Origin of the sequence: Paracoccus shandongensis (genome assembly GCF_017315735.1) — a bacterium.
GTDB classification, from domain to species: Bacteria; Pseudomonadota; Alphaproteobacteria; order Rhodobacterales; family Rhodobacteraceae; genus Paracoccus; species Paracoccus shandongensis.
The window spans coordinates 453,874-475,987 of record NZ_JAFLRK010000001.1 but is presented as its reverse complement, the minus strand read 5'-3'; the positions used below and the strand labels follow the sequence as shown (position 1 = coordinate 475,987).

The 22,114-nt window shown below is 67.8% G+C and carries 25 protein-coding genes and 1 tRNA gene; 15 read left to right on the top strand and 11 right to left on the bottom strand.

Translation table 11 applies throughout. The annotated features are described in order from the left end of the window. Positions 1-39 precede the first annotated feature (39 nt). A complete protein-coding gene (gene cysE, locus JX613_RS02280) occupies positions 40-858 on the top strand; it encodes a serine O-acetyltransferase (RefSeq protein WP_207099871.1) in 819 nt (272 codons plus the stop codon). Here the strand turns inward: cysE and JX613_RS02275 are convergent. Together JX613_RS02275 and JX613_RS02270 are read right to left on the bottom strand one after the other, a co-directional pair. Next, positions 849-1,913, bottom strand: a complete 1,065-nt coding sequence (locus JX613_RS02275) for a quinone-dependent dihydroorotate dehydrogenase (RefSeq protein WP_207099804.1) — start codon at positions 1,911-1,913, stop codon at positions 849-851. The genes cysE and JX613_RS02275 overlap by 10 nt on opposite strands. Next, the gene (locus JX613_RS02270) at positions 1,910-2,245 is read right to left on the bottom strand and encodes a DUF952 domain-containing protein (RefSeq protein ID WP_207099870.1); all 336 of its coding nucleotides are present in this window, start codon (positions 2,243-2,245) and stop codon (positions 1,910-1,912) included. The genes JX613_RS02275 and JX613_RS02270 overlap by 4 nt, the downstream gene beginning before the upstream one ends. A 126-nt stretch (positions 2,246-2,371) precedes the next feature. Between JX613_RS02270 and JX613_RS02265 the strand changes: the two genes are divergently transcribed. After that, positions 2,372-3,973 (top strand): bifunctional metallophosphatase/5'-nucleotidase, encoded by a 1,602-nt coding sequence (locus JX613_RS02265; protein WP_207099803.1) that lies wholly within the window; start codon positions 2,372-2,374, stop codon positions 3,971-3,973. A 36-nt stretch (positions 3,974-4,009) separates the two neighbouring features. Here JX613_RS02265 and JX613_RS02260 read toward each other — a convergent pair whose 3' ends face one another. The 3 genes from JX613_RS02260 to hisB form a co-directional block, all read right to left on the bottom strand. Then, positions 4,010-5,173: a Hint domain-containing protein gene (locus JX613_RS02260; RefSeq protein ID WP_237168272.1), complete on the bottom strand. Its 1,164-nt coding sequence runs from the start codon at positions 5,171-5,173 to the stop codon at positions 4,010-4,012. 117 nt (positions 5,174-5,290) lie between these two features. Next, positions 5,291-5,920, bottom strand: a complete 630-nt coding sequence (hisH, locus tag JX613_RS02255; RefSeq protein ID WP_207099802.1) for an imidazole glycerol phosphate synthase subunit HisH — start codon at positions 5,918-5,920, stop codon at positions 5,291-5,293. Continuing rightward, positions 5,920-6,507: an imidazoleglycerol-phosphate dehydratase HisB gene (hisB, locus tag JX613_RS02250; RefSeq protein WP_207099801.1), complete on the bottom strand. Its 588-nt coding sequence runs from the start codon at positions 6,505-6,507 to the stop codon at positions 5,920-5,922. The genes hisH and hisB overlap by 1 nt, the downstream gene beginning before the upstream one ends. A gap of 117 nt (positions 6,508-6,624) precedes the next feature. On the opposite strand from hisB, the gene JX613_RS02245 reads away from it, so the two are divergent. The 3 genes from JX613_RS02245 to JX613_RS02235 all read left to right on the top strand — a co-directional run bounded on the left by JX613_RS02245 (position 6,625) and on the right by JX613_RS02235 (position 7,843). Next, positions 6,625-7,119, top strand: a complete 495-nt coding sequence (locus tag JX613_RS02245) for a hypothetical protein (RefSeq protein ID WP_207099800.1) — start codon at positions 6,625-6,627, stop codon at positions 7,117-7,119. Beyond that, positions 7,120-7,482 carry a cell division protein ZapA gene (zapA, locus tag JX613_RS02240; RefSeq protein ID WP_207099799.1) on the top strand — a complete coding sequence of 121 codons (363 nt, stop codon included), beginning with the start codon at positions 7,120-7,122 and terminating at the stop codon, positions 7,480-7,482. It abuts the gene before it with no gap. 91 nt (positions 7,483-7,573) lie between these two features. Beyond that, complete coding sequence (locus JX613_RS02235) at positions 7,574-7,843, top strand: hypothetical protein (RefSeq protein WP_237168271.1); 270 nt, start codon at positions 7,574-7,576, stop codon at positions 7,841-7,843. On the opposite strand, the gene JX613_RS02230 is transcribed toward JX613_RS02235, so the two are convergent. Further along, positions 7,821-8,594, bottom strand: a complete 774-nt coding sequence (locus JX613_RS02230; RefSeq protein ID WP_207099797.1) for an alpha/beta fold hydrolase — start codon at positions 8,592-8,594, stop codon at positions 7,821-7,823. The two genes, JX613_RS02235 and JX613_RS02230, sit on opposite strands and share 23 nt — an antisense overlap. Before the next feature lie 56 nt (positions 8,595-8,650). Here JX613_RS02230 and JX613_RS02225 point away from each other — a divergent pair, with 56 nt between their 5' ends. Both JX613_RS02225 and JX613_RS02220 read left to right on the top strand, forming a co-directional pair. Then, positions 8,651-9,049: a hypothetical protein gene (locus tag JX613_RS02225; protein ID WP_207099796.1), complete on the top strand. Its 399-nt coding sequence runs from the start codon at positions 8,651-8,653 to the stop codon at positions 9,047-9,049. 96 nt (positions 9,050-9,145) lie between these two features. Beyond that, positions 9,146-10,330 carry an MFS transporter gene (locus JX613_RS02220; protein WP_207099795.1) on the top strand — a complete coding sequence of 395 codons (1,185 nt, stop codon included), beginning with the start codon at positions 9,146-9,148 and terminating at the stop codon, positions 10,328-10,330. Here JX613_RS02220 and JX613_RS02215 read toward each other — a convergent pair. After that, on the bottom strand, positions 10,251-11,009 hold the full coding sequence (locus JX613_RS02215) for a DUF599 domain-containing protein (protein WP_207099794.1): 759 nt from the start codon (positions 11,007-11,009) through the stop codon (positions 10,251-10,253). The genes JX613_RS02220 and JX613_RS02215 overlap by 80 nt on opposite strands. Before the next feature lie 90 nt (positions 11,010-11,099). Between JX613_RS02215 and JX613_RS02210 the strand changes: the two genes are divergently transcribed. Beyond that, entirely contained in the window at positions 11,100-11,345 is a 246-nt protein-coding gene (locus tag JX613_RS02210; RefSeq protein WP_207099793.1) for an HP1242/YdcH family protein, read from the top strand. 180 nt (positions 11,346-11,525) lie between these two features. After that, positions 11,526-11,978 carry an Hsp20 family protein gene (locus JX613_RS02205; protein ID WP_207099792.1) on the top strand — a complete coding sequence of 151 codons (453 nt, stop codon included), beginning with the start codon at positions 11,526-11,528 and terminating at the stop codon, positions 11,976-11,978. Between the two features lie 74 nt (positions 11,979-12,052). Here the strand turns inward: JX613_RS02205 and JX613_RS02200 are convergent. Beyond that, a tRNA-Ile gene (locus JX613_RS02200) sits at positions 12,053-12,128 on the bottom strand. A 111-nt stretch (positions 12,129-12,239) separates the two neighbouring features. On the opposite strand from JX613_RS02200, the gene purM reads away from it, so the two are divergent. Beyond that, on the top strand, positions 12,240-13,280 hold the full coding sequence (purM, locus tag JX613_RS02195) for a phosphoribosylformylglycinamidine cyclo-ligase (RefSeq protein ID WP_207099791.1): 1,041 nt from the start codon (positions 12,240-12,242) through the stop codon (positions 13,278-13,280). Continuing rightward, a complete protein-coding gene (gene purN, locus JX613_RS02190; protein ID WP_207099790.1) occupies positions 13,277-13,864 on the top strand; it encodes a phosphoribosylglycinamide formyltransferase in 588 nt (195 codons plus the stop codon). The genes purM and purN overlap by 4 nt, the downstream gene beginning before the upstream one ends. Here the strand turns inward: purN and JX613_RS02185 are convergent. Beyond that, positions 13,861-14,472 carry a thiamine phosphate synthase gene (locus tag JX613_RS02185; RefSeq protein WP_207099789.1) on the bottom strand — a complete coding sequence of 204 codons (612 nt, stop codon included), beginning with the start codon at positions 14,470-14,472 and terminating at the stop codon, positions 13,861-13,863. The two genes, purN and JX613_RS02185, sit on opposite strands and share 4 nt — an antisense overlap. Before the next feature lie 69 nt (positions 14,473-14,541). Between JX613_RS02185 and JX613_RS02180 the strand changes: the two genes are divergently transcribed. From JX613_RS02180 to JX613_RS02170, 3 genes are all read left to right on the top strand, one after another. Beyond that, complete coding sequence (locus JX613_RS02180; RefSeq protein ID WP_207099868.1) at positions 14,542-15,276, top strand: RNA methyltransferase; 735 nt, start codon at positions 14,542-14,544, stop codon at positions 15,274-15,276. 229 nt (positions 15,277-15,505) lie between these two features. Next, positions 15,506-16,654: a heme A synthase gene (ctaA, locus tag JX613_RS02175; protein ID WP_207099788.1), complete on the top strand. Its 1,149-nt coding sequence runs from the start codon at positions 15,506-15,508 to the stop codon at positions 16,652-16,654. Beyond that, the gene (locus JX613_RS02170; protein WP_207099787.1) at positions 16,651-18,123 is read left to right on the top strand and encodes a carboxypeptidase M32; all 1,473 of its coding nucleotides are present in this window, start codon (positions 16,651-16,653) and stop codon (positions 18,121-18,123) included. Before ctaA ends, JX613_RS02170 begins: the two co-directional genes overlap by 4 nt. 226 nt (positions 18,124-18,349) lie before the next feature. Here the strand turns inward: JX613_RS02170 and JX613_RS02165 are convergent, their stop codons facing one another. Further along, complete coding sequence (locus JX613_RS02165) at positions 18,350-19,192, bottom strand: bifunctional allantoicase/(S)-ureidoglycine aminohydrolase (protein ID WP_207099786.1); 843 nt, start codon at positions 19,190-19,192, stop codon at positions 18,350-18,352. After that, a complete protein-coding gene (puuE, locus tag JX613_RS02160; RefSeq protein WP_207099785.1) occupies positions 19,189-20,595 on the bottom strand; it encodes an allantoinase PuuE in 1,407 nt (468 codons plus the stop codon). Before puuE ends, JX613_RS02165 begins: the two co-directional genes overlap by 4 nt. Positions 20,596-20,812: 217 nt before the next feature. On the opposite strand from puuE, the gene JX613_RS02155 reads away from it, so the two are divergent. Next, a complete protein-coding gene (locus JX613_RS02155; protein WP_207099784.1) occupies positions 20,813-22,114 on the top strand; it encodes an NCS2 family permease in 1,302 nt (433 codons plus the stop codon).

The following is a 22,114-nucleotide window of genomic DNA, read 5'->3' as shown; positions in this document are numbered from 1 at the left end:
AAGAAGGGCGGAACACTGGCGCGGACCGACGGCATGACTATGCAAGGCACCAAGAAGACCCTGGGACTTGATCGCGACGCGATCTGGTCGCAGTTGCGCGACGAGGCGCGGGCGGCGGTCCGGGACGAACCGCTGCTGGGCGCGTTGATCCATGCGGGGCTGCTGCATCATCCCAGCCTGGAGGCCGCGCTGGCTTATCGCTTTTCGCTGAAGCTGGCCAGCGGCGAGATGAGCGAGCAGATCCTGCGCGAGATCGCGGACCAGGCCTATCGCAGCGCGCCCGAACTGGGGGATGCGGCGCGCGCCGACCTGATGGCGGTCTATGACCGCGATCCGGCGACGCACCGGCTGTTGCAGCCGATCCTGTTCTTCAAGGGCTTCCAGGCGTTGCAGGCCTATCGCATGGCGCATTGGCTGTGGCAGCAGGAACGGTGCGACATGGCCTATTTCGTGCAGATGCGCTGTTCGGAATGCTTTGGGGTGGACATCCATCCGGCGGCGACCATCGGCACGGGCGTGATGATCGACCATGCCCATTCCATCGTCATCGGCGAAACGGCGACCGTCGGCAACGACGTGTCGATGCTGCATTCCGTCACGCTGGGCGGCACCGGCAAGGAAGACGGTGACCGCCATCCCAAGATCGGCGACGGGGTGATGATCGGGGCAGGGGCCAAGGTCCTGGGCAACATCCGCGTGGGCCACCATTCGCGCATCGCCGCCGGTTCGGTCGTGCTGCACGAGGTGCCGTCCTGCAAGACCGTCGCGGGCGTGCCCGCGCGGGTCATTGGCGACGCCGGGTGTTCCGAACCGTCGCACAGCATGAACCAGCTGCTGGGCCTTGACGACTATCTTTGAAGCCAGTCGTCGACGCCGCTGCCGCGTAACTCGTCGAGGGTTATGCTCTCGGCGCGCAGGCGTTCGTCCAGGCCCTTCGCGATCTGCGTGACCAGCGAAAAGCCTTGGTAGATGAGCGCCGAATAGATCTGCACCGCGCTGGCCCCCGCACGGATCTTTTCCCACGCATCCCCCGCCGAGGCGATGCCGCCGACGCCGATCAGGGGGATCGCGCCGTCCGTGGCGCGATAAAGCTTTGCCAGGACGACCGTGGATCGCTGGAAAAGCGGCTGGCCTGACAACCCGCCGGTCTGGGATGCGTGCGGGCTGGACAGGCCGTCGCGCGACAGGGTCGTGTTCGTCGCGATGATGCCGTCGATCCCGCACGCGCGGGCGACGGCGGCGATGTCCGCGATCTCGGGGTCGTCCAAGTCGGGGGCGATCTTCAGGAAGACCGGGCGGCGCTGCGGCAGCCGGTCGCGCGCCTGCAGGACACCCTGCAACAGCGCCGCCAGGGCATCCGCGCCCTGCAGGTCCCGCAGGCGTTCAGTGTTGGGAGAGGACACGTTGACGGTCAGGAAATCGGCCGAGGCTCCGGCGATCTCCACCACGGCTGCGAAGTCGGCGGCGCGGTCCGTGCTGTCCTTGTTCGCGCCGATGTTCAGCCCGACCGGGATCCCCTTGGGCCGGGCCTCCAGGCGCGCGGCAATCGCCCGCGCGCCTTCGTTGTTGAAGCCGAAGCGGTTGATGATCGCCCGGTCGCCGGTCAGGCGGAACAGGCGGGGCTGCGGATTGCCGGGCTGCGGGCGGGGCGTGGCCGCGCCCAGCTCGATGAAACCGAAGCCCGCCCGCATCAGGGGGGCCACGGCTTTCGCGTTCTTGTCATAGCCCGCCGCAAGCCCGACCGGGTTCGGCAGGTCCAGCCCCGCAAGCCGGGTGCGAAGCCTGTCGGACGTGACCGGCGCCCCGGGCAGCGGCACCAGCCCCGAGGCAAGGGCGCGGATCGACAGGTCGTGCGCGCGTTCCGGGTCCAGCCGGTGCAGGGCGGCCAGGCCGATCTTTTCCACAAGCGTCATTCCAGCGGTCCCGTGTCGTGGCCATTCGCGCCAGGCAGGATGCCGCGCGACCAGGCGATGTCGTCCAGCCGCAGCGCGCGGTAAAGATGCGGAAACAGGTCGCCGCCGCGCGACGGTTCCCACCGAAGATCGTCGCCGAAGCGGGCAGGATCGCAGGCCAGCAGCACCAGATCGCCCTCGGCGGCGAAATGCCGGGACAGCGTCGCGCCAAGCTGCGCGGCGGTCGAGAAATGCACGAAGCCGTCGGCCAGATCGACCGGCGCGCCCAATGTCGAGCCATCGGCCCGAAGCTGTTCCCATTCCGCCGGGCGGAAAACCTTGAAGATCATCATGGCGGCATTTGCCCCGGCGCCATGCAGCGGGTCAAGGGAGGGGATTGCCAAGATTCCGTCATTTGACCCCCGGGCCGGGCTGCGCCAATCTTCCTTTCAGCCCCAGGGACAAGAAAGGAATCACCAATGGCATTCCGCCTTTTGACCGCCGTATCCGTCGCGGCGCTTTTCGCAGGATCGGCGCAGGCCGAAACGGTGCTGCATATCCTCCACACCAACGACCTGCACAGCCGGATTGAGGCGATCAACGAATACGACAGCACCTGCGACCAGGAAGCGAAGGATGCGGGCGAATGCTTCGGCGGCGTGGCGCGCGTGGCTTCCAAGGTCAAGGAGTTGCGTGACCGGATCCGGGCCGAGGGCGGCAACGTGATCGTGCTGGACGCGGGCGACCAGTACCAGGGATCGCTGTTCTACACGACCTACAAGGGCAAGGATGTGGTCGAGTTCATGACCGCCATCGGCTATGACGCCATGGCGGTCGGCAACCACGAATTCGACGACGGCCCCGAAGGGCTGGCCGTCTTGGCCGACGGGGTGCAGTTCCCGGTCGTGTCCGGCAACCTGGACCTGTCGCAGTCGAACGTGCTGAAGGGCAAGGTGGATGGTGCGATTACCCTTGACGTGGGCGGCGAGAAGATCGGCATCGTCTCGGCCCTGGCGATGGACACGCCGGAAACGGCCTCCCCGGGCCCGAGCGTGATCTTCCAGGACGACATCGAAAGCCTCAAGGCCGATGTGCAGGAACTGACCGACCAAGGCGTCGACAAGATCATCGCGCTGACGCACGTCGGCTATGGGCGCGACCAGGAGTTTGCGAAAGAGGTGCCGGGGATCGACGCGATCATCGGCGGCCATTCCCACACGCTGCTGGGCGACATGGAGGATGCCGAGGGGCCCTATCCCACGATGGTCGCCGGGCCGGACGGGACCGAGGTTCCGGTTGCCACCGCCTATGCCTATTCCAAATACCTGGGCCACCTGACGCTGACCTTTGACGACAAGGGCAAGCTGACCAAGGCCGAGGGCGAGCCAATCCTGCTGGACAAGTCCGTTCCCGAGGACGAAGCCATCGCCGCCCGCGTGAAGGACATGGCCGCGCCCATCGAGGAGCTTCGCCAGAAGATCGTCGCGGAAACCGCCGCCCCCATCGACGGCGACCGCACCAGTTGCCGCGCCCGCGAATGCGAGATGGGCAACCTGGTGGCCGAGGCGATGCTGGACCGCGTCAAGGACCAGGGCATGACCATCGCCATCGCCAATGGCGGGGGGCTGCGCGCCTCGATCGACCAGGGGCCGGTATCGATGGGCGAGGTTTACACCGTCCTGCCGTTCCAGAACACGCTGGCGACCTTTCAGCTGAAGGGTGCCGATGTCGTGGCGGCGCTGGAGAACGGCGCCAGCCAGTACGAGGAAGGCGCGGGCCGTTTCGCGCAGGTTGCCGGGCTGAAATACGCCGTCGATCCCGCGGCCGAGGCGGGCAAGCGGATCAGCGACGTGATGGTGCGGGCGGATGGCGAATGGAAGCCCATCGACCTCGCCGCGACCTATGGCGTGGTGTCGAACAACTACATGCGGGCAGGCGGCGACGGCTATGAGGTCTTCGAGACGAAGGCCCAGAACGCCTATGACTTCGGTCCCGATCTGGCCGAGGTGGTCGCGGCCTATCTGGGCGCGCAGGAAGGGCCCTACAAGCCCGCCCTGGACGGCCGCATCACCATCAAGTGACAGGCACTGTCCCCGGCGCTTTCGGGGACATCCGCCCTACAGGGGCTCGACCAGGGATCGCTTGCCGATGTTTCGCGACTGGCGTTCCGACAGTTGCCTGGCCTCGCGCCCGGTCAGCAACCGGCGGGCGGGCGCCGGGGCGGTGCCCCGGACCAGTTCGGGGAACAAGGCCAGGATTTCCCGGCGCGCCGCGTCGCTGACGGATTTCAGGGCCTCGGGGCCGGTGTAAAGGCTTTCCGACCAGGCGCCCTCCGACATGACGATCTCGTGCCGGTCGAACAGCAGGTGGAAATAGCGCACGCCCTGGGCCGGGACGATCACCTCGATCCCGGGCAGTCCCACCAGGTGCTTGGCCGCCACCAGGATCTCGGCATCCTGGAACAGCCGGTGCGCGATGCGGGATCGGACCAGGATCCGGTGCTGGGGCGAGACCACCAGGTCGCGACGGGGGCTGCCCGCGCCAAGCGCGCCCTGGCGGATCAGGATCGGGCGCAGGTTCGGCCGCGTCTCCAGCCCTTCGCGCGTGACCTGCGTGCCGCCCTGCCAGCGAAGCACCTGCGGCCCGTGGTCCCGCGTCAGGATCAGGTCGCCGGGTTGCAGCGCCTCGACCGGGCGGGGGCCGGTCACGGTGTCGATCAGGGTGTCCATGGCAAAGCAGGGCACGGCACCCGTGGCAAGCGGCGCATAGACGACCGAATCGTTGTTGCGCCCAATGATATGGATCGCCTTGAAGGTATGGGCCTTTGCCAGGCTGAAGATGGGATGGGTTCCGTCCGGACGGGCAATCGGCATCACCAGGACCGAATACCGTCCACCCAGTTCCGAGCCGAACTTGTCCGGTTCCAGCTGTCGGGGAAACAGCACCATGAATTCGTCAAAGCCGCCATCGGCGTTCGGGGTCCGTATGACCGAAGAGTTGTAGAACGCGAGCGCCGTTCCCGCCGGGGTCGGCGCCTCATCGTTGCCGAAGGTGACGGGCGTTGTCAGGGTCTGGCCGGTCGTGTCGGACCCATAGCGGCCGTTATGAAAAAGGGCGTCGTCATCGCTGATCGTGATGGCCGAGACCCTCGCGCCCGTCATGTCGATGGTGCCCCTGACATTCGACCAGGGGGCTTGTCCCGTCGCCTCCTCGGGTTCGCCCAGGGTGGTAACAGGCTGACCAAAGGTCAGCATCGTCAACTGATAAGACTCGTAAGCCATTACACCCGTCGTCCCGTCATGAATGGCCGGAAACAGCCGTCTGCCCGGGGATACCGGCAAACGGTTAACAAAGGGTTAATGTCGGTTTACAGGGTGTGAATGACGCAGGATTTTCCGTCAGGGATTCCAGCGCAGGAAGTTGGCGATCAGGCGCAGACCGACGGCCTGGGACTTTTCCGGGTGGAACTGCGTGCCCACGATATTGTCGCGCCCCACCACCGCCGTGACCGGCCCGCCGTAATCGACATGGGCCAGCAGATGCGACGGATCCGCCACCCGGAACTGCCAGCTGTGGACGAAATAGGCGTGGTCGCCAGTGGCGATCCCCTCCAGCACCGGATGGGGCTTGTCGATCACCAGGTCGTTCCAGCCCATGTGCGGCACCTTGAGGCCCGGTGCCGCGATGGCCACAACCTCTCCACCGATCCAGTCCAGGCCCGCCGTTTCGCGGTATTCATGCCCCGTGGTCGCCAGCATCTGCATCCCCACGCAGATGCCCATGAAGGGCACGCCGCGCGCCAGCACGGCCTCGCGCAGCGCCTCGGCCATGCCATCGACCTCGCCCAGGGCGGTGCGGCAGGCGGGAAAGGCGCCGTCGCCCGGCAGCACGATCCGGTCGGCTCGCGCCGCCACGGCGGGGTCCGCCGTCACGACGATCTCGGCGCCCGCCTCTCGGCCCATCAGCTGGAACGCCTTTTCCGCCGAATGCAGGTTGCCGCTTTCGTAATCGACCAGCGCGACCCGCATCACAGCGCCCCCTTGGTCGAGGGCAGCACGCCCGCCATGCGCGGATCGGGCTCGACCGCCTCGCGCAGGGCGCGGGCCACGGCCTTGAAGGCGGCCTCGGCGATGTGGTGGCTGTTGATGCCGTGGATGCGGTCCACGTGCAGGGTGATGCCGCCATGGGTGGATAGGGCCTGGAAGAATTCGCGCACCAGCTGGGTGTCGAAACTGCCGATCTTCTCGGTCGGGAAATCGACGTTCCACACCAGGAAGGGGCGCGCCGACAGGTCCAGAGCCGCGCGGACCAGTGAATCGTCCATGGCCAGCAGGAAGCTGCCGTAACGGCGGATGCCCTTCTTGTCGCCAAGCGCGCGGGTCAGGGCCTGGCCGATGGCGATGCCCGTGTCCTCGACCGTGTGGTGGTCGTCCACATGCAGGTCGCCCTTGGCGCGGATCGTCAGGTCGATCAGCGAATGGCGCGACAACTGGTCCAGCATGTGGTCGAAAAAGCCCACCCCCGTCTGGTTGTCATAGACGCCGGTGCCGTCGAGGTTCAGCGCGACCTCGATCTGCGTTTCGGCGGTGGTGCGGGTGATGGTGGCTTCGCGCATGGGGCTTCCTTTCGTCGCCCGCCTTATAGGCGGCCCCGCGCGGCGCGCCAAGCGGGCAGGCTTGTCATGGGGCGGTCGCGATGCCACAACCATGTGGACGCCACGAAAGGACCGCCGATGAGCGATATCTCTGTCAGCGAACGCCGCCTCAGTGCCGCCCTGGACCGCATCGACCAGTTCCTGGATCGCGGCGGCATGGGCCATGCGTCCCCTGACCAGGATCTGCGTGCGGAACTGGACCAGGCTTACGCGCAGATCGCGGCGCTGACGAAGCAGCTGGCGCAGCGCGGGGATAACGCGGACGGACCTGGTCTGGCCGAACAGGCCGCGCGGCTGGCTGCGGCCAATGACGAACTGGCGGCGGCGAATCGCGCGCTGATCCAGGCGGCCTCTGGCAACGGCGACCGGATCGAGGCTGTCAGCGTCGCGCTGGAGGCCGAGATCGAGGCCCTGCGCGCCGCCCGCGCCGCCGAGGCCGCGCAACTGGGCACCCTGCTGGCCGAGGTCGAGCGCCTGCTGGCCGAGAACGAGGCCGCCGCCGCCACGCCCGAGATCGCGGGCGATGCCGGGGGCGTCCCCGAGGACACCGATGCAGAAGGGGGGGACCGCTAGATGGCCGAGGTCGATTTCATCATCGGGCACAAGGAATACCGCGTCGCCGCCCAGGACGGAGAGGAACGGCTGCTGCAACGCGCAGCCGCCCTGCTGGATGCCGAGGCGCAGCAGATCCTGGCGCAGGCGGGTCGCACGCCGGAACCGCGCCTGCTGCTGCTGGCCGGGCTGATGCTGGCCGACCGCGTCGCCACACTGGAGGAACGGGCCGAAAAGGCCGAACGTCACCTGCACCGCCTGCAGGCCAATCCTACCCGGGTCGAGGTTCCGGTGATCCCGTCCGACCTGAAGGAAGCCATGGCCGAACTGGCTGCGCGGGCCGAATCCCTGGCCGACAGGCTGGAAGAACAGGGCGGCCGTTAACCCGCCCTTAAGGCGCCTGTGGCAGACAGGGGTCATGCGTGTTCTTATTGTTCTTCTTCTGCTTGCCGCCTGCGCCACGCCATCACTGCGGATGATAGGTGCCGTGCGCCACGACATCCGCCTGCAAGGCATGGATTTCGCGGTCTTCCACAAGGACGACCGGGCCGAGGTCGTGCGGCTGACCTTTGTGGCCCGTCCCTCGGTCACGGCGATCCGCCCGCTGATGGAGCAGGCGGCGGCGCATACGACGGGCTGCACGGTCATTCCCTACAGCGCCACGGCCAAGGTGCCGCGCGATACCGGCGTCGCGACCTTTGACCTGGATTGTTGGGGGGCGCTCAGCCCTCGCCCAGGAAGCTGACCAGGATCTGCGCCACGGCCTCGGGCGCGTCGGCGTGCAGCCAGTGTCCGGCGCCCTTGACGCGGACGATGCGCGCCTGCGGGAAATGATCCCGCAGCGCCTGCTGGCCTTCGGCGGTCACATAGTCCGACCGCTCCCCCGCGACCTCCAGCACCGGGCCGTCGAAGCTGGCCCGGGGCAGGTCGGCGGGCCAGCCGACCAGCCGGTCCATCTGGTCGCGCAGGGCGGCCAGGTTCAGCCGCCAGGCCTTGGGTTGCGCCTTCAGGTCCAGCGATTGCAGCAGAAAGGCGCGCACCCCGGCATCCTCGATCCGTTCCGCAAGGGCGGCATCGGCGACGCTGCGGCGGTCGATGGCGGACAGGTCCAGCCCCTCCATCGCGTCGATCAGCGCGGTCTGCGAATGGCCATAGGCCACCGGCGCGATGTCCAGGACCGCCAGCTTGCGCACCATCCCGGGCCGGGTCAGCGCCAGCGCCATCGCCGCCTTGCCGCCCATGGAATGCCCGACCAGATCGGCCTGGCCCCCCAGATCCGCGATCGCGTCCGCCAGATCGCCCGCCAGCGCCGGATAGCCGTGGTCGGGATCGTGGAAGCTGTCGCCGTGGTTGCGCATGTCCACCGTGACGACGCGCCGCCCCTCGGCCAGCCTGCGCGCCAGCGCGCCCAGGTTGCGGCCCTGCCCGAACAGGCCATGGACCAGCAGGACCGGCAGGCCGCCACCATCGCCAAAAGTCGCGTGATTCAGTTTCATGCCCGCGATCCTAGAGCGTCTGGCGCGGCGCTGCCAGTGCGGCTAGACTGCCGCCCATGACACGCCACGCATCCGGTCCCGACGACATCCGCGACATGGCAGACGAGGTGTCGCGCCTGATCGCCGCCCGTTTCGGAGGCGCGCGCCGGGGCGAACGCCCGCCCCTGCACGTGATGCTGCGCCGCCGGGGCGGGGCCCTGCCGCGCCGCCTGCGCCAGCAGGCCGCCGCCCTGGCGCAGGCCGACCAGATGTCCGCGCAGCCCAAGATCGCGCGCCAGCTGGACCTGGCCCGCCTGTCGCGCGCCCATCAGGCCCTGACCGCCCATCTGCAACCCTTAGGGGAACTGTCGCGCTGGCAAGGCAGGGCGCTTGGCTTTGCTGCCTCGGTCGCCCTGGGCCTGCTGGTTCTTGCGGCAGCGGTGGTCTGGATCCTGCTGCGGCGCGGCCATCTCTGACGGTTGCATCCGCTGCAAGGCGGGTTTACTGCGCGGGCGTCTTGCCATTCCTGGATTGCAGGGGATGTTAGGGCAATCATCCCACAGGAACGCGCCATGACCGAGAATCGCACCCTTCGCCATGCCATCCTGGCATTGGCCCTTGGCGCCTTTGCTATCGGCACCTCGGAATTCGCGGCCATGGGGCTGCTGCCCTATTTCGCGGGCGATCTGGGCATCACGGAACCGCAGGCGGGCCATGTGATCAGCGCCTATGCCCTGGGTGTGGTGATCGGTGCGCCGCTGACCTCGATCCTGGGGGCGCGGCTGCCGCGCAGGCGGTATCTGGCCGCGCTGATGGCGTTCTATGGCGTGATGAACATCGCCGCCGCGATCCTGCCGGGGCTGGCAGCCCTGACCGGGATGCGCTTCCTGGCGGGCCTGCCGCATGGCGGGTTCCTGGGGGTTGCGATGCTGTATGCCGCCGACGCCCTGCCGCGCGAACACCGGGCGCGGGGCGCGGCGCAGGTCATCATGGGCCTGACCGTCGCCAATATCGTCGGCGTGCCGCTGGCCGGATGGCTGGGGCAAAGCATCGGCTGGCGGTGGGGCTTTGCGCTGCCGGGCTTCATCGCGCTTTTGTCGGCCTGGCTGATCCTGAAGGTCGCGCCCCGCGTCGGCGGCAATCCCGACGCGCGGCCCTGGGATGAACTCCAGGCCCTGCGCAACCCGCGTGTGCTGTGGCTGCTGGCCGTGGGGGCCATCGGTTTCGGCGGGTTCTTCGCCGTTTATGCCTTCCTGACGGCGGCGATGATCGCCACGACGCAGGCGCCCGCCTATGCGATCCCGCTGGCGCTTGGCGTCTTTGGCGTGGGCGGCACGCTGGGCACCTGGGCGGCGGGGCGGCTGACCGAACGCGTGGGCCAGATCCGCGCGGCCTATGTCAGCCTGGCCGCGATGGCCGCCACGCAGGGCTTTGCCTCCCTTGCGGTCGGCAACTGGCCGATGATGGTGCTGTCGTCCTTTCTGCTTGCGGCGGGGGCGGGGCTGGTGATCCCCTTGCAGACCCGGCTGATGGATGTCGCGGGGCGCGCGCAGAACATGGCCGCCGCGATGAACCATGCGGCCTTCAACGCGGCCAACGCGCTTGGGCCGTTCCTGGCCGGGCTGGCGCTGGCGGCGGGATGGGGTTGGGCCTCCAGCGGGTTGGTGGGCATCGCGCTTACAGGTGCGGGAGCCTTGGTGCTGACGCTTGCGGTCTGGCAGGATCGGGCAAGCGGGGCGGCGGCAGACTGCGCATGATCACCTGGCGCGAGGTCGAGGCGAATTCGCGCCGCCAAGTCACGAACAGCACCACGGCGATGCCCGTCATCAAGACCCACGGCCCCGCCAGCCAGCCCAGCGATCCAAGCGCGAAATAGACGCTGCGCAGCCCCGCGTTGAAGCTGCGCGCGGCGGTGATGTTCAGATCCGCCGCCTGCATGGCCCGTTCGTGCGTCATCGGGTCATCGGGGTCGTTCGGAACGGCGGCCATCATGATCGCGCAATAGCCGAACAGCCGGTGCGACCAGACGAATTTCAGGAAGGCGTTGACGACAAAGAACATCGGCACCAGCAGCTTCAGCTCCCACGGGATGCCGTCGCCTTCCAGGGCCAGTCCCTCGGCCAGGCCGCGCAACTGGTCGGTGTTGCCGATCAGCGCCAGGATCCCGCCCGTGGCGATCATGCAGGCCGATGCGAAGAAGGACGTGCCTTCGCGCAGGCTGGCCAGGATGTTGCCGTCGAAGATGCGCGGGTCGCGGGTGATGAAGTTCATCATCCATTCGCGCCGGAACCGCATCATCAGCACCGAAACCGAGGGCTTGCCCGCGGGCGGGCGTTCGGTGAACCAACCGATGCCGAACCAGACGGCGAACAGCAGGACCACCGCCGCAAGGTCGGCGGGGGGAACACGGTCGGGAAGCGCAAGCTGGATGTCCATGGCCCGGGTTTAGGACGGACCGATCCGTCTTGAAAGCCCCCTCGGGCGCGCCTAGGGTGCCACCAAGGAACGCGCTGATCGGAGGACTTCATGGCTGCCCCTCATGCCATTCACGAGGAATTTCCCCAGGATGCCGCGCGCATTCACGACCTGAAACTGAAGGACGCGCATTTCGCGCGGCTTCTTGATGAATACGACCAGGTCAACGACGCCGTGCATCAGGCCGAATCGCTGATCCAGCCCACCAGCGAGGCGGCGGAAAGGGATCTGCGCCGCAAGCGCGCGCATCTGAAGGACGAAATCGCCCGGATGCTGTCGACCCATTCCGTCGGCTGACCTGCAGAATCCGCCCGCCGCAACCCTGCGGCGGGCGCGGTCGAAAATGCGAATGCATCCTCTTGAAGGCCGCCTGTCCCATCCTAGATTCACGATACCGGCGGCCAGACTGGCGCCGGCAAGACGCCCGCCCGGCCACCGGGGGGCAGACCACTGCATCGCTTGTGAAGGATGTGACCCATGCGCAACTTTGACCTGACGCCCCTTTATCGTGCCTCGGTCGGCTTTGACCGCCTGGCCGACGTGATGGACCGCGCCTTGTCGGCCGACGTGTCCGCGCCGACCTATCCCCCCTACAACATCGAAAAGACGGGCGAGAATGCCTATCGCATCTCGATCGCCGTGGCGGGCTTTGCCGCCGACGACCTGAATGTCGAGGTTCGCGACGGCGCCGTGATCGTGTCCGCCCGCAAGGCCGAGGAAGACGACGGCCGCACCTATCTGCACCGCGGCATCGCCACCCGCGCCTTCGAGCGCAAGTTCACCCTGGCCGACCATGTCCGCGTCGATGGCGCCAGCCACACCGACGGGATGCTGCATATCGACCTGGTCCGCGAAATCCCCGAGGCCCTGAAGCCCCGCCGGATCGAGATCGCGAAAACCGCGCCCCAGGTGGAAAAACTGGACGCCTGAGGCACCCGGACGGCTTCCGCTCCGTGAAGCCCGAATGCCCGTCGGTTCACCCCGGCGGGCATTTCGCGTTGGGATGGTAGGCCCGGAGGGACTCGAACCCCCAACCAAGGCGTTATGAGCGCCCTGCTCTGACCATTGAGCTACAGGCCCAACCTTGCTTCCGGGGTTAATCGCGCGGGCCATTCCGGTCAAGCGCCGATCACCGTTGCCCCGGGGGGCACCATCCGCTATCGGGGGCGCATCATTCAGCCGGGGGCCGCCATGACCACGAACGGGATCAGCTATCGCGACGCGGGCGTCGATATCGACGCGGGCAACGCGCTTGTGGAACGCATCAAGCCCGCCGCCGCCGCGACCGCGCGCCCCGGCGTGATGGACGCGCTTGGCGGCTTTGGCGCGCTGTTCGACCCCCGCGCGGCGGGATACGACGATCCGGTCCTGGTCGCGGCGACCGACGGGGTGGGCACCAAGCTGCGCATCGCCATCGACACCGGCCACCTGGACGGCATCGGCCAGGATCTGGTCGCCATGTGCGTGAACGACCTGGTGTGCCAGGGGGCGGAGCCACTGTTCTTCCTGGATTATTTCGCCACCGGCAAGCTGTCGGTGGATGAGGGCGCCCGCGTCGTCGAAGGCATCGCGCGCGGCTGCAAGGCCGCCGGCTGCGCCCTGATCGGCGGCGAGACGGCCGAGATGCCCGGCATGTATCACGACGGCGACTTCGACCTGGCGGGCTTTGCGGTCGGCGCCATGCAGCGCGGCACGGCGCTGCCTGCGGGCGTGGTGGAAGGCGACGTGCTGCTGGGCCTTGCCTCGGACGGCGTGCATTCCAACGGCTATTCCCTGGTCCGCAAGGTCGCGGAACGCGCGGGGCTTGGCTGGGACGCGGCCTCGCCGTTCAGCGACGGCCCCCTGGGCGCGGCCCTGCTGACCCCCACGCGGCTGTATGTGAAACCCGCCCTGGCCGCGATCCGCGCGGGCGGCGTTCATGCCCTGGCCCACATCACCGGCGGCGGCATCACCGAGAACCTGCCGCGCGTCCTGCCGAAAGACCTTGGCGCGGACATCGACCTGACCGCCTGGACCCTGCCGCCGGTCTTCCGCTGGCTGGCCGAGGCGGGCGGCATTGACGGGGCCGAGATGCTCAAGACCTTCAACAGCGGCATCGGCATGATCCTGTCGGTCGCGGCAGACCGGGCCGACGCCTTGACCGAACTGCTGTCCGCGCAGGGCGAAACGGTCCACCGCCTGGGCCGCGTCACGGCGGGGCAGGGCGTGCGCTACAGCGGAACGCTTGCGTGAAGCGCGTCGCCATCCTGATCTCGGGCGGCGGATCGAACATGGTCCGCCTGGTCGAGGACATGCAGGACGACCATCCGGCGCGCCCTGTCCTGGTCGCCTCGAACGACCCGGCGGCGGCGGGCCTTGCCAAGGCCGCAGCCCTGGGCGTGCCCACCGCCGCCGTGGATCACCGCGCCTACCCCGGCGACCGCGCCACCTTCGAGGCCGCCCTGCTGGAACCGCTGCTGGACGCGCGCCCCGACATCCTCTGCCTGGCGGGCTTCATGCGCATCCTGACCCCCGCCTTCATCGACCGCTTCGAGGGCCGGATGATCAACATCCATCCTTCTCTGTTGCCCAAATACCCGGGCCTGCACACCCATGCCCGCGCCATTGCAGCGGGGGACACTGAAGCCGGGGCCACCGTGCACGAGGTGACAAGCGATCTGGATTCAGGCCCGATCCTGGGCCAGGCGCGCGTTCCGGTCCAGCCTGGCGACACGCCGGAAACCCTGGCCGCCCGTGTTCTGGAACGGGAACACCAGCTTTACCCGCTGATCCTGCGCCGTTTCGCCGCAGGCCAGCGCGAACGCTTCGACATTTAGCCCCACAGCGCCTTCAGCGCCGCCACCGGATCGCTGGCCGACCAGATCTCGGGACCGATGGCGATGAAGTCGCTGACGGGGGACAGTTGTTCCAGCAACGTGCGGGTAATGGCGCCTTCGGCCACGACCGGAACCTCGATGGTTTCGGACCACCATTGGAACAGGTCCAGGTCCACCGGCTCGCCCCGATACAGCGCCGATGCGCCCACCGGGCCGAAGCTGACGTAATCCGCCCCGGCCTCGCCCGCGTTCATGCCGTCGTGGCGCGACGATCCGCAGAAGCTGCCCACGATGGCATCCGCGCCCAGTTCCTTGCGGGCATAGCGCACCGCCTTCGCGCCATCCGTCAGATGCACCCCGTCCAGCCCGTGCCGCTGCGCCAGCGCCACCAGGTCGTCGATCACCACCGCCACGTCGCGGGCATGCGCGATTTCGCGCGCCAGATCGGCCAGGCGGCCCAGCTCATCCTCCTCGGCCCCCGCGCGGATGCGCAGGCAGGCGACCGGAAAGGCGTCCATCACCGCCGAAAGCTGCGGCCCCAGGGTGGATGCCTGGGCACCGGCGGGCGTCATCAGGTAAAGCTGCGGGGCGTCGGGTGCGTCGGACATGGGCGGATCTCCTTTATGCCGCCCATAGCGCAGCTTGCCGCCCGCCGCCAGACGGACTATCTGCCCCCCATGCACAGCACCCGCCTTCCCGTCATCATCCTGGTCCGCCCGCAGATGGGCGAGAATATCGGCGCCGCCGCCCGCGCCATGCTGAACTTCGGCCTGACCGAGATGCGGCTGGTCGATCCCCGCGACGGCTGGCCCAACCCGCGCGCCATCGCCATGGCATCCGGCGCGGCGGGGCAGGTGCTGGACCGCGCCCGCATCTATCAGACCCTCGCCCAAGCGATGGAGGGCATCGACTTCGCCTTCGCCACCACCGCCCGGGGGCGCGAACTGTCGAAGCCCGTGCATACCCCGGCGACGGCGATGGAGATGGCGCGGGCGCATGAAGGCCGCTGCGCGATCATCTTCGGCCCGGAACGCACGGGGCTGGAAAACGACGACGTGGCCCGCGCCAATGCCATCGTGACGGTGCCGGTGAACCCGGATTTCCCGTCGCTGAACCTGGCCCAGGCGGTGCTGCTGATGGGCTATGAATACGGGCGCGAGGTCTTGCCGCCCGAGCCGTCCCCGCACCACGCCCGCCCCGAGGCCATCGCCCTGGCCGACCGTCTGGAGATCGAGAAGCTGGGCGACCACTTCGAGGAACGCCTGACCGAGGCGGGCTTCTTCTTTCCCGAAACCAAGGCCGCGTCCATGCGGCTGAACCTGCGCAACATGTGGTCGCGCCTGGCGCTGACCCGCGGCGACGTGCGCATCCTGCACGGGATGCTGCGGCAGTTGACCCGGCGTCAATTATGATAGTGCGTTTACCTAACTGAGGTATTTATGAAAGAACGCCTTTCTGGATTTTTACTTGGTATCTTGGTTGGTGCTATCGTTGGCTCGGGCACGGGTATAGTAGGCGGGATATTCGGGGGAATCCCTGGATTTTGGCTGTTTGTTTTCATCGGTGCAGCGATAGGTTACTACGCAGCGCCAGACATTTTACGCCTGATTTCATGGTTCAGGCGTCGATAAGGAGCAAGCGATGGCCAAGCGCCCCGTTTTCGAGGAAGTCCTTGACCCGGCAGCCACCAGCCGCCCCGTTGCGACAACCGGCATGATCGACGCCGCCCCCAGGGGCGCGCGGCGCGCGATCCGCATCTGGCTGATGGTACTGTTCGTGATGGTCCTGGCGATGATCGCGCTTGGCGGGGCTACGCGCCTGACCGGATCGGGCCTGTCCATCACCGAATGGGCGCCCGTCACGGGCACGGTCCCGCCCATGTCCGACGCGGAATGGCAAGCGGAATTCGAGGCTTACAAGCAGATCCCCCAATATGTCGAGGTCAACCCCGACATGGATCTGGCGGGCTTCAAGCAGATCTACTGGTGGGAATGGGCGCACCGCCTGCTGGGCCGGATGATCGGCCTTGTCTGGGCGGCGGGCTTCCTGTTCTTCCTGGCGACGAAACGCATCCCCACGGGCTGGACCCCGCGCCTGCTGGGCCTTGGCGCGCTTGGCGGGCTGCAGGGCGCCATCGGCTGGTGGATGGTCAGTTCCGGCCTGGCCGAGGGGATGACCCGCGTCGCCTCCTATCGCCTGGCGACGCATCTGGGCATTGCCTTCGTGATCCTGGGCCTGATCGTCTGGTACGCGCTGCTGCTGGGCCGGACCGAGGCCGACCTGCTGCGCGCCCGCCGCGCAGGAGAGCCGAAGCTCTTTTCCATGTCTACCGGGCTGATGCACCTGGCCTTCGTGCAGATCCTGATCGGCGCGCTTGTGGCGGGCATCGACGCGGGCCGCACCTATACCGGCTGGCCCACCATGGGCGGCGAATGGATCCCGTCCCTGATCTGGGATCCCGCGCTTGGCTGGCGCAACCTGTTCGAGAACCCGGCCCTGGTGCAGTTCGTCCACCGCATGACGGGCTATCTGCTGGCGGTCTTTGCCGTGGTGGTCTGGCTGCGCGCGCGGCGGTCGCCCCATCCGGTGACGCGCGGGGCTTTCACCGTCATGCTGGTCGCGGTCGCGGTGCAGGTGGCCTTGGGGATCATGAACGTGATCCATGCCTCGCCCCTGGGCCTGGCCCTGGCGCACCAGTTGGGCGCGGTCGCGCTGTTTTCGCTGATCATCCGGGGGCGGCATCATGCGCGCTTTCCGCATGAAACTTCGGTCAGGGGGACCATCCGATGACGGCCATCAACGACCTGCTTGCCTTCCAGCGCCAGACCGAGGCGCTGTCCTCCATCGCCGAACGGCTTGGCTGGGACCAGGAAACCGTGATGCCGCGCGGCGCGGTGGAACAGCGGGCCGAGGAGATGGCCGCCATCGAAGCCGTGCTGCACGAACGCCGCACCGATCCGCGCATCGGCGAATGGCTGGACGCGGCCGAACCGCAGACCGAGGCCGAGGCGCGGTCGGTCGAACTGATCGCCCGCGACTTCAACCGGACCAGCCGCATCCCTGCAAGGCTGGCGCAGGAACTGGCGCGCACCACGTCCCTGGCGCAAGGCATCTGGGCCGAGGCGCGCGCCAATGACGCTCCGCAGGATTTCCTGCCGACGCTGGACCAGATGCTGATGCTGAAGCGGGAAGAAGCCTCGGCCCTGGCCGATGGCGGCGACCTATATGACGCGCTGCTGGACGATTACGAGCAGGGCATGACGGGGGCCGAGATCGCCGCCCTGTTCGACGCCATGCGCCCGCGCCTGGTCGCCCTGCGCGAGGCGGTGCTGGGCGCCGACCATCAGCCGCAGCCGCTGGCAGGCCATTTCCCGCAGGAAACCCAGATCCGCCTGGCCCGGATCTGCGCGACGGCCTTCGGATACGACTGGTCGCGCGGGCGGATGGACATCGCCGTCCATCCCTTCAGCAGCGGCCGCTGGCAGGACAGCCGCATCACCACGCGGGTGGTGGAAACCGATCCCTTCAACTGCATCTATTCCACCATCCACGAGGTCGGCCATTCCAGTTACGAACTGGGCATCGACCCTGACCATGCCTTCACGCCGCTGGGCCGGGGCGTGTCGATGGGCGTCCACGAAAGCCAGAGCCGCATCTATGAAAACCAGATGGGGCGCGGCCGCGCCTTCGCGGGCTGGCTGTTCCATCGCATGTCGGACGCCTTCGACGGGCTGAACATCGCCGACCCGGATGCCTTCTATGCCACCGTGAACCGCGTCGCCCCCGGCTTTATCCGCACCGAGGCGGACGAGGTGCAATACAACCTGCACATCATGATGCGCTTCGACCTGGAACGCGACCTGATCGCCGGGCGCCTGGCCGTGGACGATCTGGTCGAGGCGTGGAACGCCCGCTTCCTGCGCGATTTCGGGGTGGTGGTGGACCGGCCCGCGAACGGCGTCTTGCAGGACGTGCATTGGGCGGTGGGGCTGTTCGGATACTTCCCGACCTATGCCCTGGGCAATGTCTTCGCGGGCTGCCTGAACCGGGCAATGCGCGATGCGGTGCCGGATCTGGACGCCTCGCTGGCGGCGGGGGACGCCGCGCCCGCCGTCGAATGGCTGCGCGAGAACGTGCAGCGCCACGGCGGGTTGAAGCGCCCCCGCGCGCTGATCGAGGAAGCGACCGGCGGGGGCGTGTCGCCCGAGCCGCTGCTGGCCTATCTGGAAGCGAAGTTCGGCGGGATTTACGGGCTTTGACGGCTGTCTGGCGACGGCCATCGCCGTCGCCACGTCGCGACATCGTCACCCGAACCGCCGGGCCTTAAATGGCCCGGCCAGCGCCCGCCCCGCCCCCGGCGGGCGCTTCACGCCCACCGGGCCGGGCGCTGGCCTCTCGTGGTCGCGGGGCTGAACCGTCTCTGGTTGCAACGTCGCGCGAAGGGCGGGGAAAACGCAGTGCGTTTTCTGATCCCGCCCGCCGGCGTTATGACCTGTTCGGCCACAAGGGCGCGTGGCGGTTCACGTCCTTGTACAGCAGATACCGGAACGGCCCCGGCCCGCCCGCATAGCAGGCCTGCGGGCAGAAGGCGCGCAGCCACATGTAGTCGCCGGGCCCGACCTCGACCCAATCGCGGTTCAGGCGATAGACGGCTTTGCCCTCCAGCACGAACAGGCCGTGTTCCATCACATGGGTTTCGGCAAAGGGGATGGATCCGCCGGGTTTGAACGTGACCACCGTGATGTGCATGTCGTGGCGCAGGTCGGCGGGGTCCATGAAGCGGGTGGTGCCCCATGCCCCGTCCGTGTCGGGCATCATGGATGGGGCGATGTCCTGCTCCTGCGCGACGATGGGGTCGGGGCGGTCCACCCCGTTGCAAGGCTGCCACCGCTTGCGCCACCAGTGGAACCCGGTGTTGCCCGGCGTGGCGTTCCTGACCGACCAGGACGTGCCGGGGGGCACATAGGCAAAGCCGCCGGGCGTCAGCAGGTGTTCGGTCCCACCGATTGTCACGGACAATTCGCCGCCGGTGACGAACAGCGCGTGCTGGATTTCGGGGTCGTCGTCGGGATTGTCGGACCCGCCGCCCTCGGTCAGTTCGACGATGTACTGGCTGAAGGTCTCGGCAAAGCCCGACAGGGGCCGGGCGATCATCCACATGCGCATCCCCGTCCAGCCGGGCAGGTAGCTGGTCACGATGTCGCGCATCACGCTGCGGGGGATCACCGCATAGGCCTCGGTGAAGACCGCCGTGTCGGTGGTCAGGCCGGTCTGCGGCGGCAGGCCTGCCACAGGTCCGGCATAGGGGGTGTGCGGCAGATCGGTCATTTCAGGGCCTCTTTCAGGCGAAGCTCGCCGATGCGCATCACCTGGCGTTCGGCCTCGGCGCGCTCGGTCGGGGTGTCGTTGTCGATGCGGGCCTGCATGGCGCGCATGATGCCCGACTTGTCGTGGTCGCGCACGGCGATGATGAAGGGAAAGCCGTGCTTGGCGACATAGGCCTCGTTCAGCCGGGTGAAGGTCGCGCGTTCGTCATCCGTCAGGCTGTCGAGCCCCGCGCTGGCCTGTTCGGCGGTGCTGTCGGCAGTCAGCCGTTTCGCCTGCGCCAGCTTGCCCGCCAGATCCGGGTGGGCGCGCAGCACGCCCAGCCGTTCCTCGTCCGACGCGGCGCGGAAGACCTGCGCCATCCGCGCGGCAAGGCCCGCCGGGCTGTCGTGGACCGCGCCCATCTCGCCGTCCCAGACACGTTCGGCGATGAAGGGGGAGTGTTCGTAGATGCCGCCGAACCTTTGCACGAAAGCCTCGCGGTCCATCTGCGACGGACGCTGGCGCGGCTGGAAGGGATGCACCGCTGCCCAATGCCGCGCGATGTCCAGCCGCGTGGCGAACCAGACCCCCTCATGCGCGCGGGCATGGTCCAGGAACCGCTGGATCGCCATGGCCCGGCCCGGACGCCCGGCAAGGCGGCAATGCAGCCCGATGCTCATCATCTTGGGCGCGCCCGCCGCGCCTTCGGCATACAGCACGTCGAAGCTGTCGCGCAGATAGTCGAAGAAATCCGTCCCCGTCCCGAACCCTTGGCCCGAGGAAAACCGCATGTCGTTGGCGTCCATCGTATAGGGCACCATCAGCTGCGGCTTGCCGTTGTGGACGTGCCAATAGGGCAGCTCGTCAGCGATGGTGTCAGAGAGATACTCGAAGCCGCCTTCCTCGCAGCCAAGCGCCACCGTGTTCATGGAACAGCGGCCCTGATAGAAGCCGCGCGGGCGTTCGCCGGTGACGCGGGTGTGCAGGGCCACGGCCTGGGCGATATGGTTGGCCTCGACCTCGCGCGGGATGTCGCGATAGTCGATCCATTTCAGGCCATGGGTCGCGATCTCCCACCCCGCCGCCTTCATGGCGGCCACCTGTTCGGGGCTGCGTTCCAGCGCGGTCGCCACGCCATAGACGGTCACGGGAATGTCGCGCAGCATCCGGTGCAGACGCCAGAAGCCCGACCGCGCGCCGTAATCATAGATGGACTCCATGTTCCAGTGCCGCTTCCCCGGCCAGGGCTGGCAGCCGATGATCTCGGACAGGAAGGCCTCGCTGGCGGCGTCGCCGTGTTCGATGCTGTTCTCGCCGCCTTCCTCGTAGTTCACGACGATCTGCACCGCGATCCGGGCGCCGCCGGGCCATTGCGGGTCGGGGGTGGTTTCTCCATATCCTCGCAGATCGCGGCTATAGCGCATGGGGCATCCTTCCTGTGGCAGCGTGGTCACAGGAAATCGCGTGCGGGCCTGCGGGGCAAGCGTGCGGCGGCATAATTCTGTATCAACGAATCGGAAAAGATCGGCGGCGGTTTCAAAAGGCCATTGAAAGACTTGCGGGCTGGTGCTGATTGTTGCACCCGTCACGGCCCCCCTAAGCTGCGCGCAGGGCGGCCCTTTGTGCCGCGGGAGGGAACCCATGGAACGCTATTTCAAGCTGTCGCAGCACGGCAGCACCGTCAGGACCGAGGTGATCGCAGGCATCACCACCTTCCTGACGATGGCCTATATCATCTTCGTCAACCCCGACATCCTGTCCACGACCGGCATGGACCGCGACGCGGTGTTCATCGCCACCTGCCTGGCCGCCGCCATCGGATCGGCGGTGATGGGGCTTTGGGCCAACTGGCCCATCGGCATGGCGCCGGGCATGGGGCTGAACGCCTTTTTCGCCTTCACGGTCGTAGGCGCCATGGGCTTTACCTGGCAGCAGGCCTTGGGCGCGGTCTTCATCAGCGGCATCATCTTCCTGATCCTGTCGGCGACCGGCATCCGGCGCTGGCTGGTGGCGGGGATCCCCCTGTCGATGCGCAGCGGGGTTGCCGCCGGGATCGGCATGTTCCTGGGCATCATCGCGCTGAAATCATCCGGCATCGTGGTGGGCAACGAGGCCACACTGGTCGCCCTGGGCGACCTGACCGCGCCCGGCGCCCTGCTGGCGATCACGGGCTTCTTCATCATCGTGGCGCTGGACGCGCTGCGGGTCACGGGCGCGATCCTGATCGGGATCCTGATCGTCACCGTGGCCGCGATCCTGCTGGGCGTCAGCCAGTTCGGCGGCGTCATGTCCATGCCGCCCTCGGTCGCGCCGACGCTGCTGCAACTGGATATCATGGGCGCGCTGCATTACGGCATCTTCCACGTCATCCTGGTCATGGTCCTGGTCGAGGTCTTTGACGCCACCGGCACCCTGATCGGGGTCGCCAAGCGCGCGGGCCTGCTGAAGGAAGGCCCGGCCCATACCAACCCCGGCCTGTCGCGCGCGCTGATGGCGGATTCGACCGCGATCACGGTGGGGTCGATGCTGGGCACGTCATCCACCACGGCCTATGTGGAAAGCGCGTCCGGCGTGCAGGCGGGCGGGCGCACGGGTCTGACCGCGCTGGTCGTGGCCGTGCTGTTCCTGCTGGCGATGTTCTTCGCCCCCTTGGCCGGGTCGGTCCCCGCATACGCCACCGCGCCCGCGCTTCTGTATGTGGCGACCCTGATGGTGCGCGAGCTGTCCGAGATCGCGTGGGAGGACGTGACCGAGGCCGCCCCCGCCGTGCTGACCGCGCTGGCGATGCCCTTCACCTATTCCATCGCGAACGGGCTGGCCTTCGGCTTCATCAGCTATGCGGTGATCAAGCTGCTGACCGGAAAGGCGTCCCAGGTCCATGCCGCGACCTGGATCGTGGCCGCGCTGTTCGTGATCAAGTTCGCCTTCTTCGGCGGGCATTGA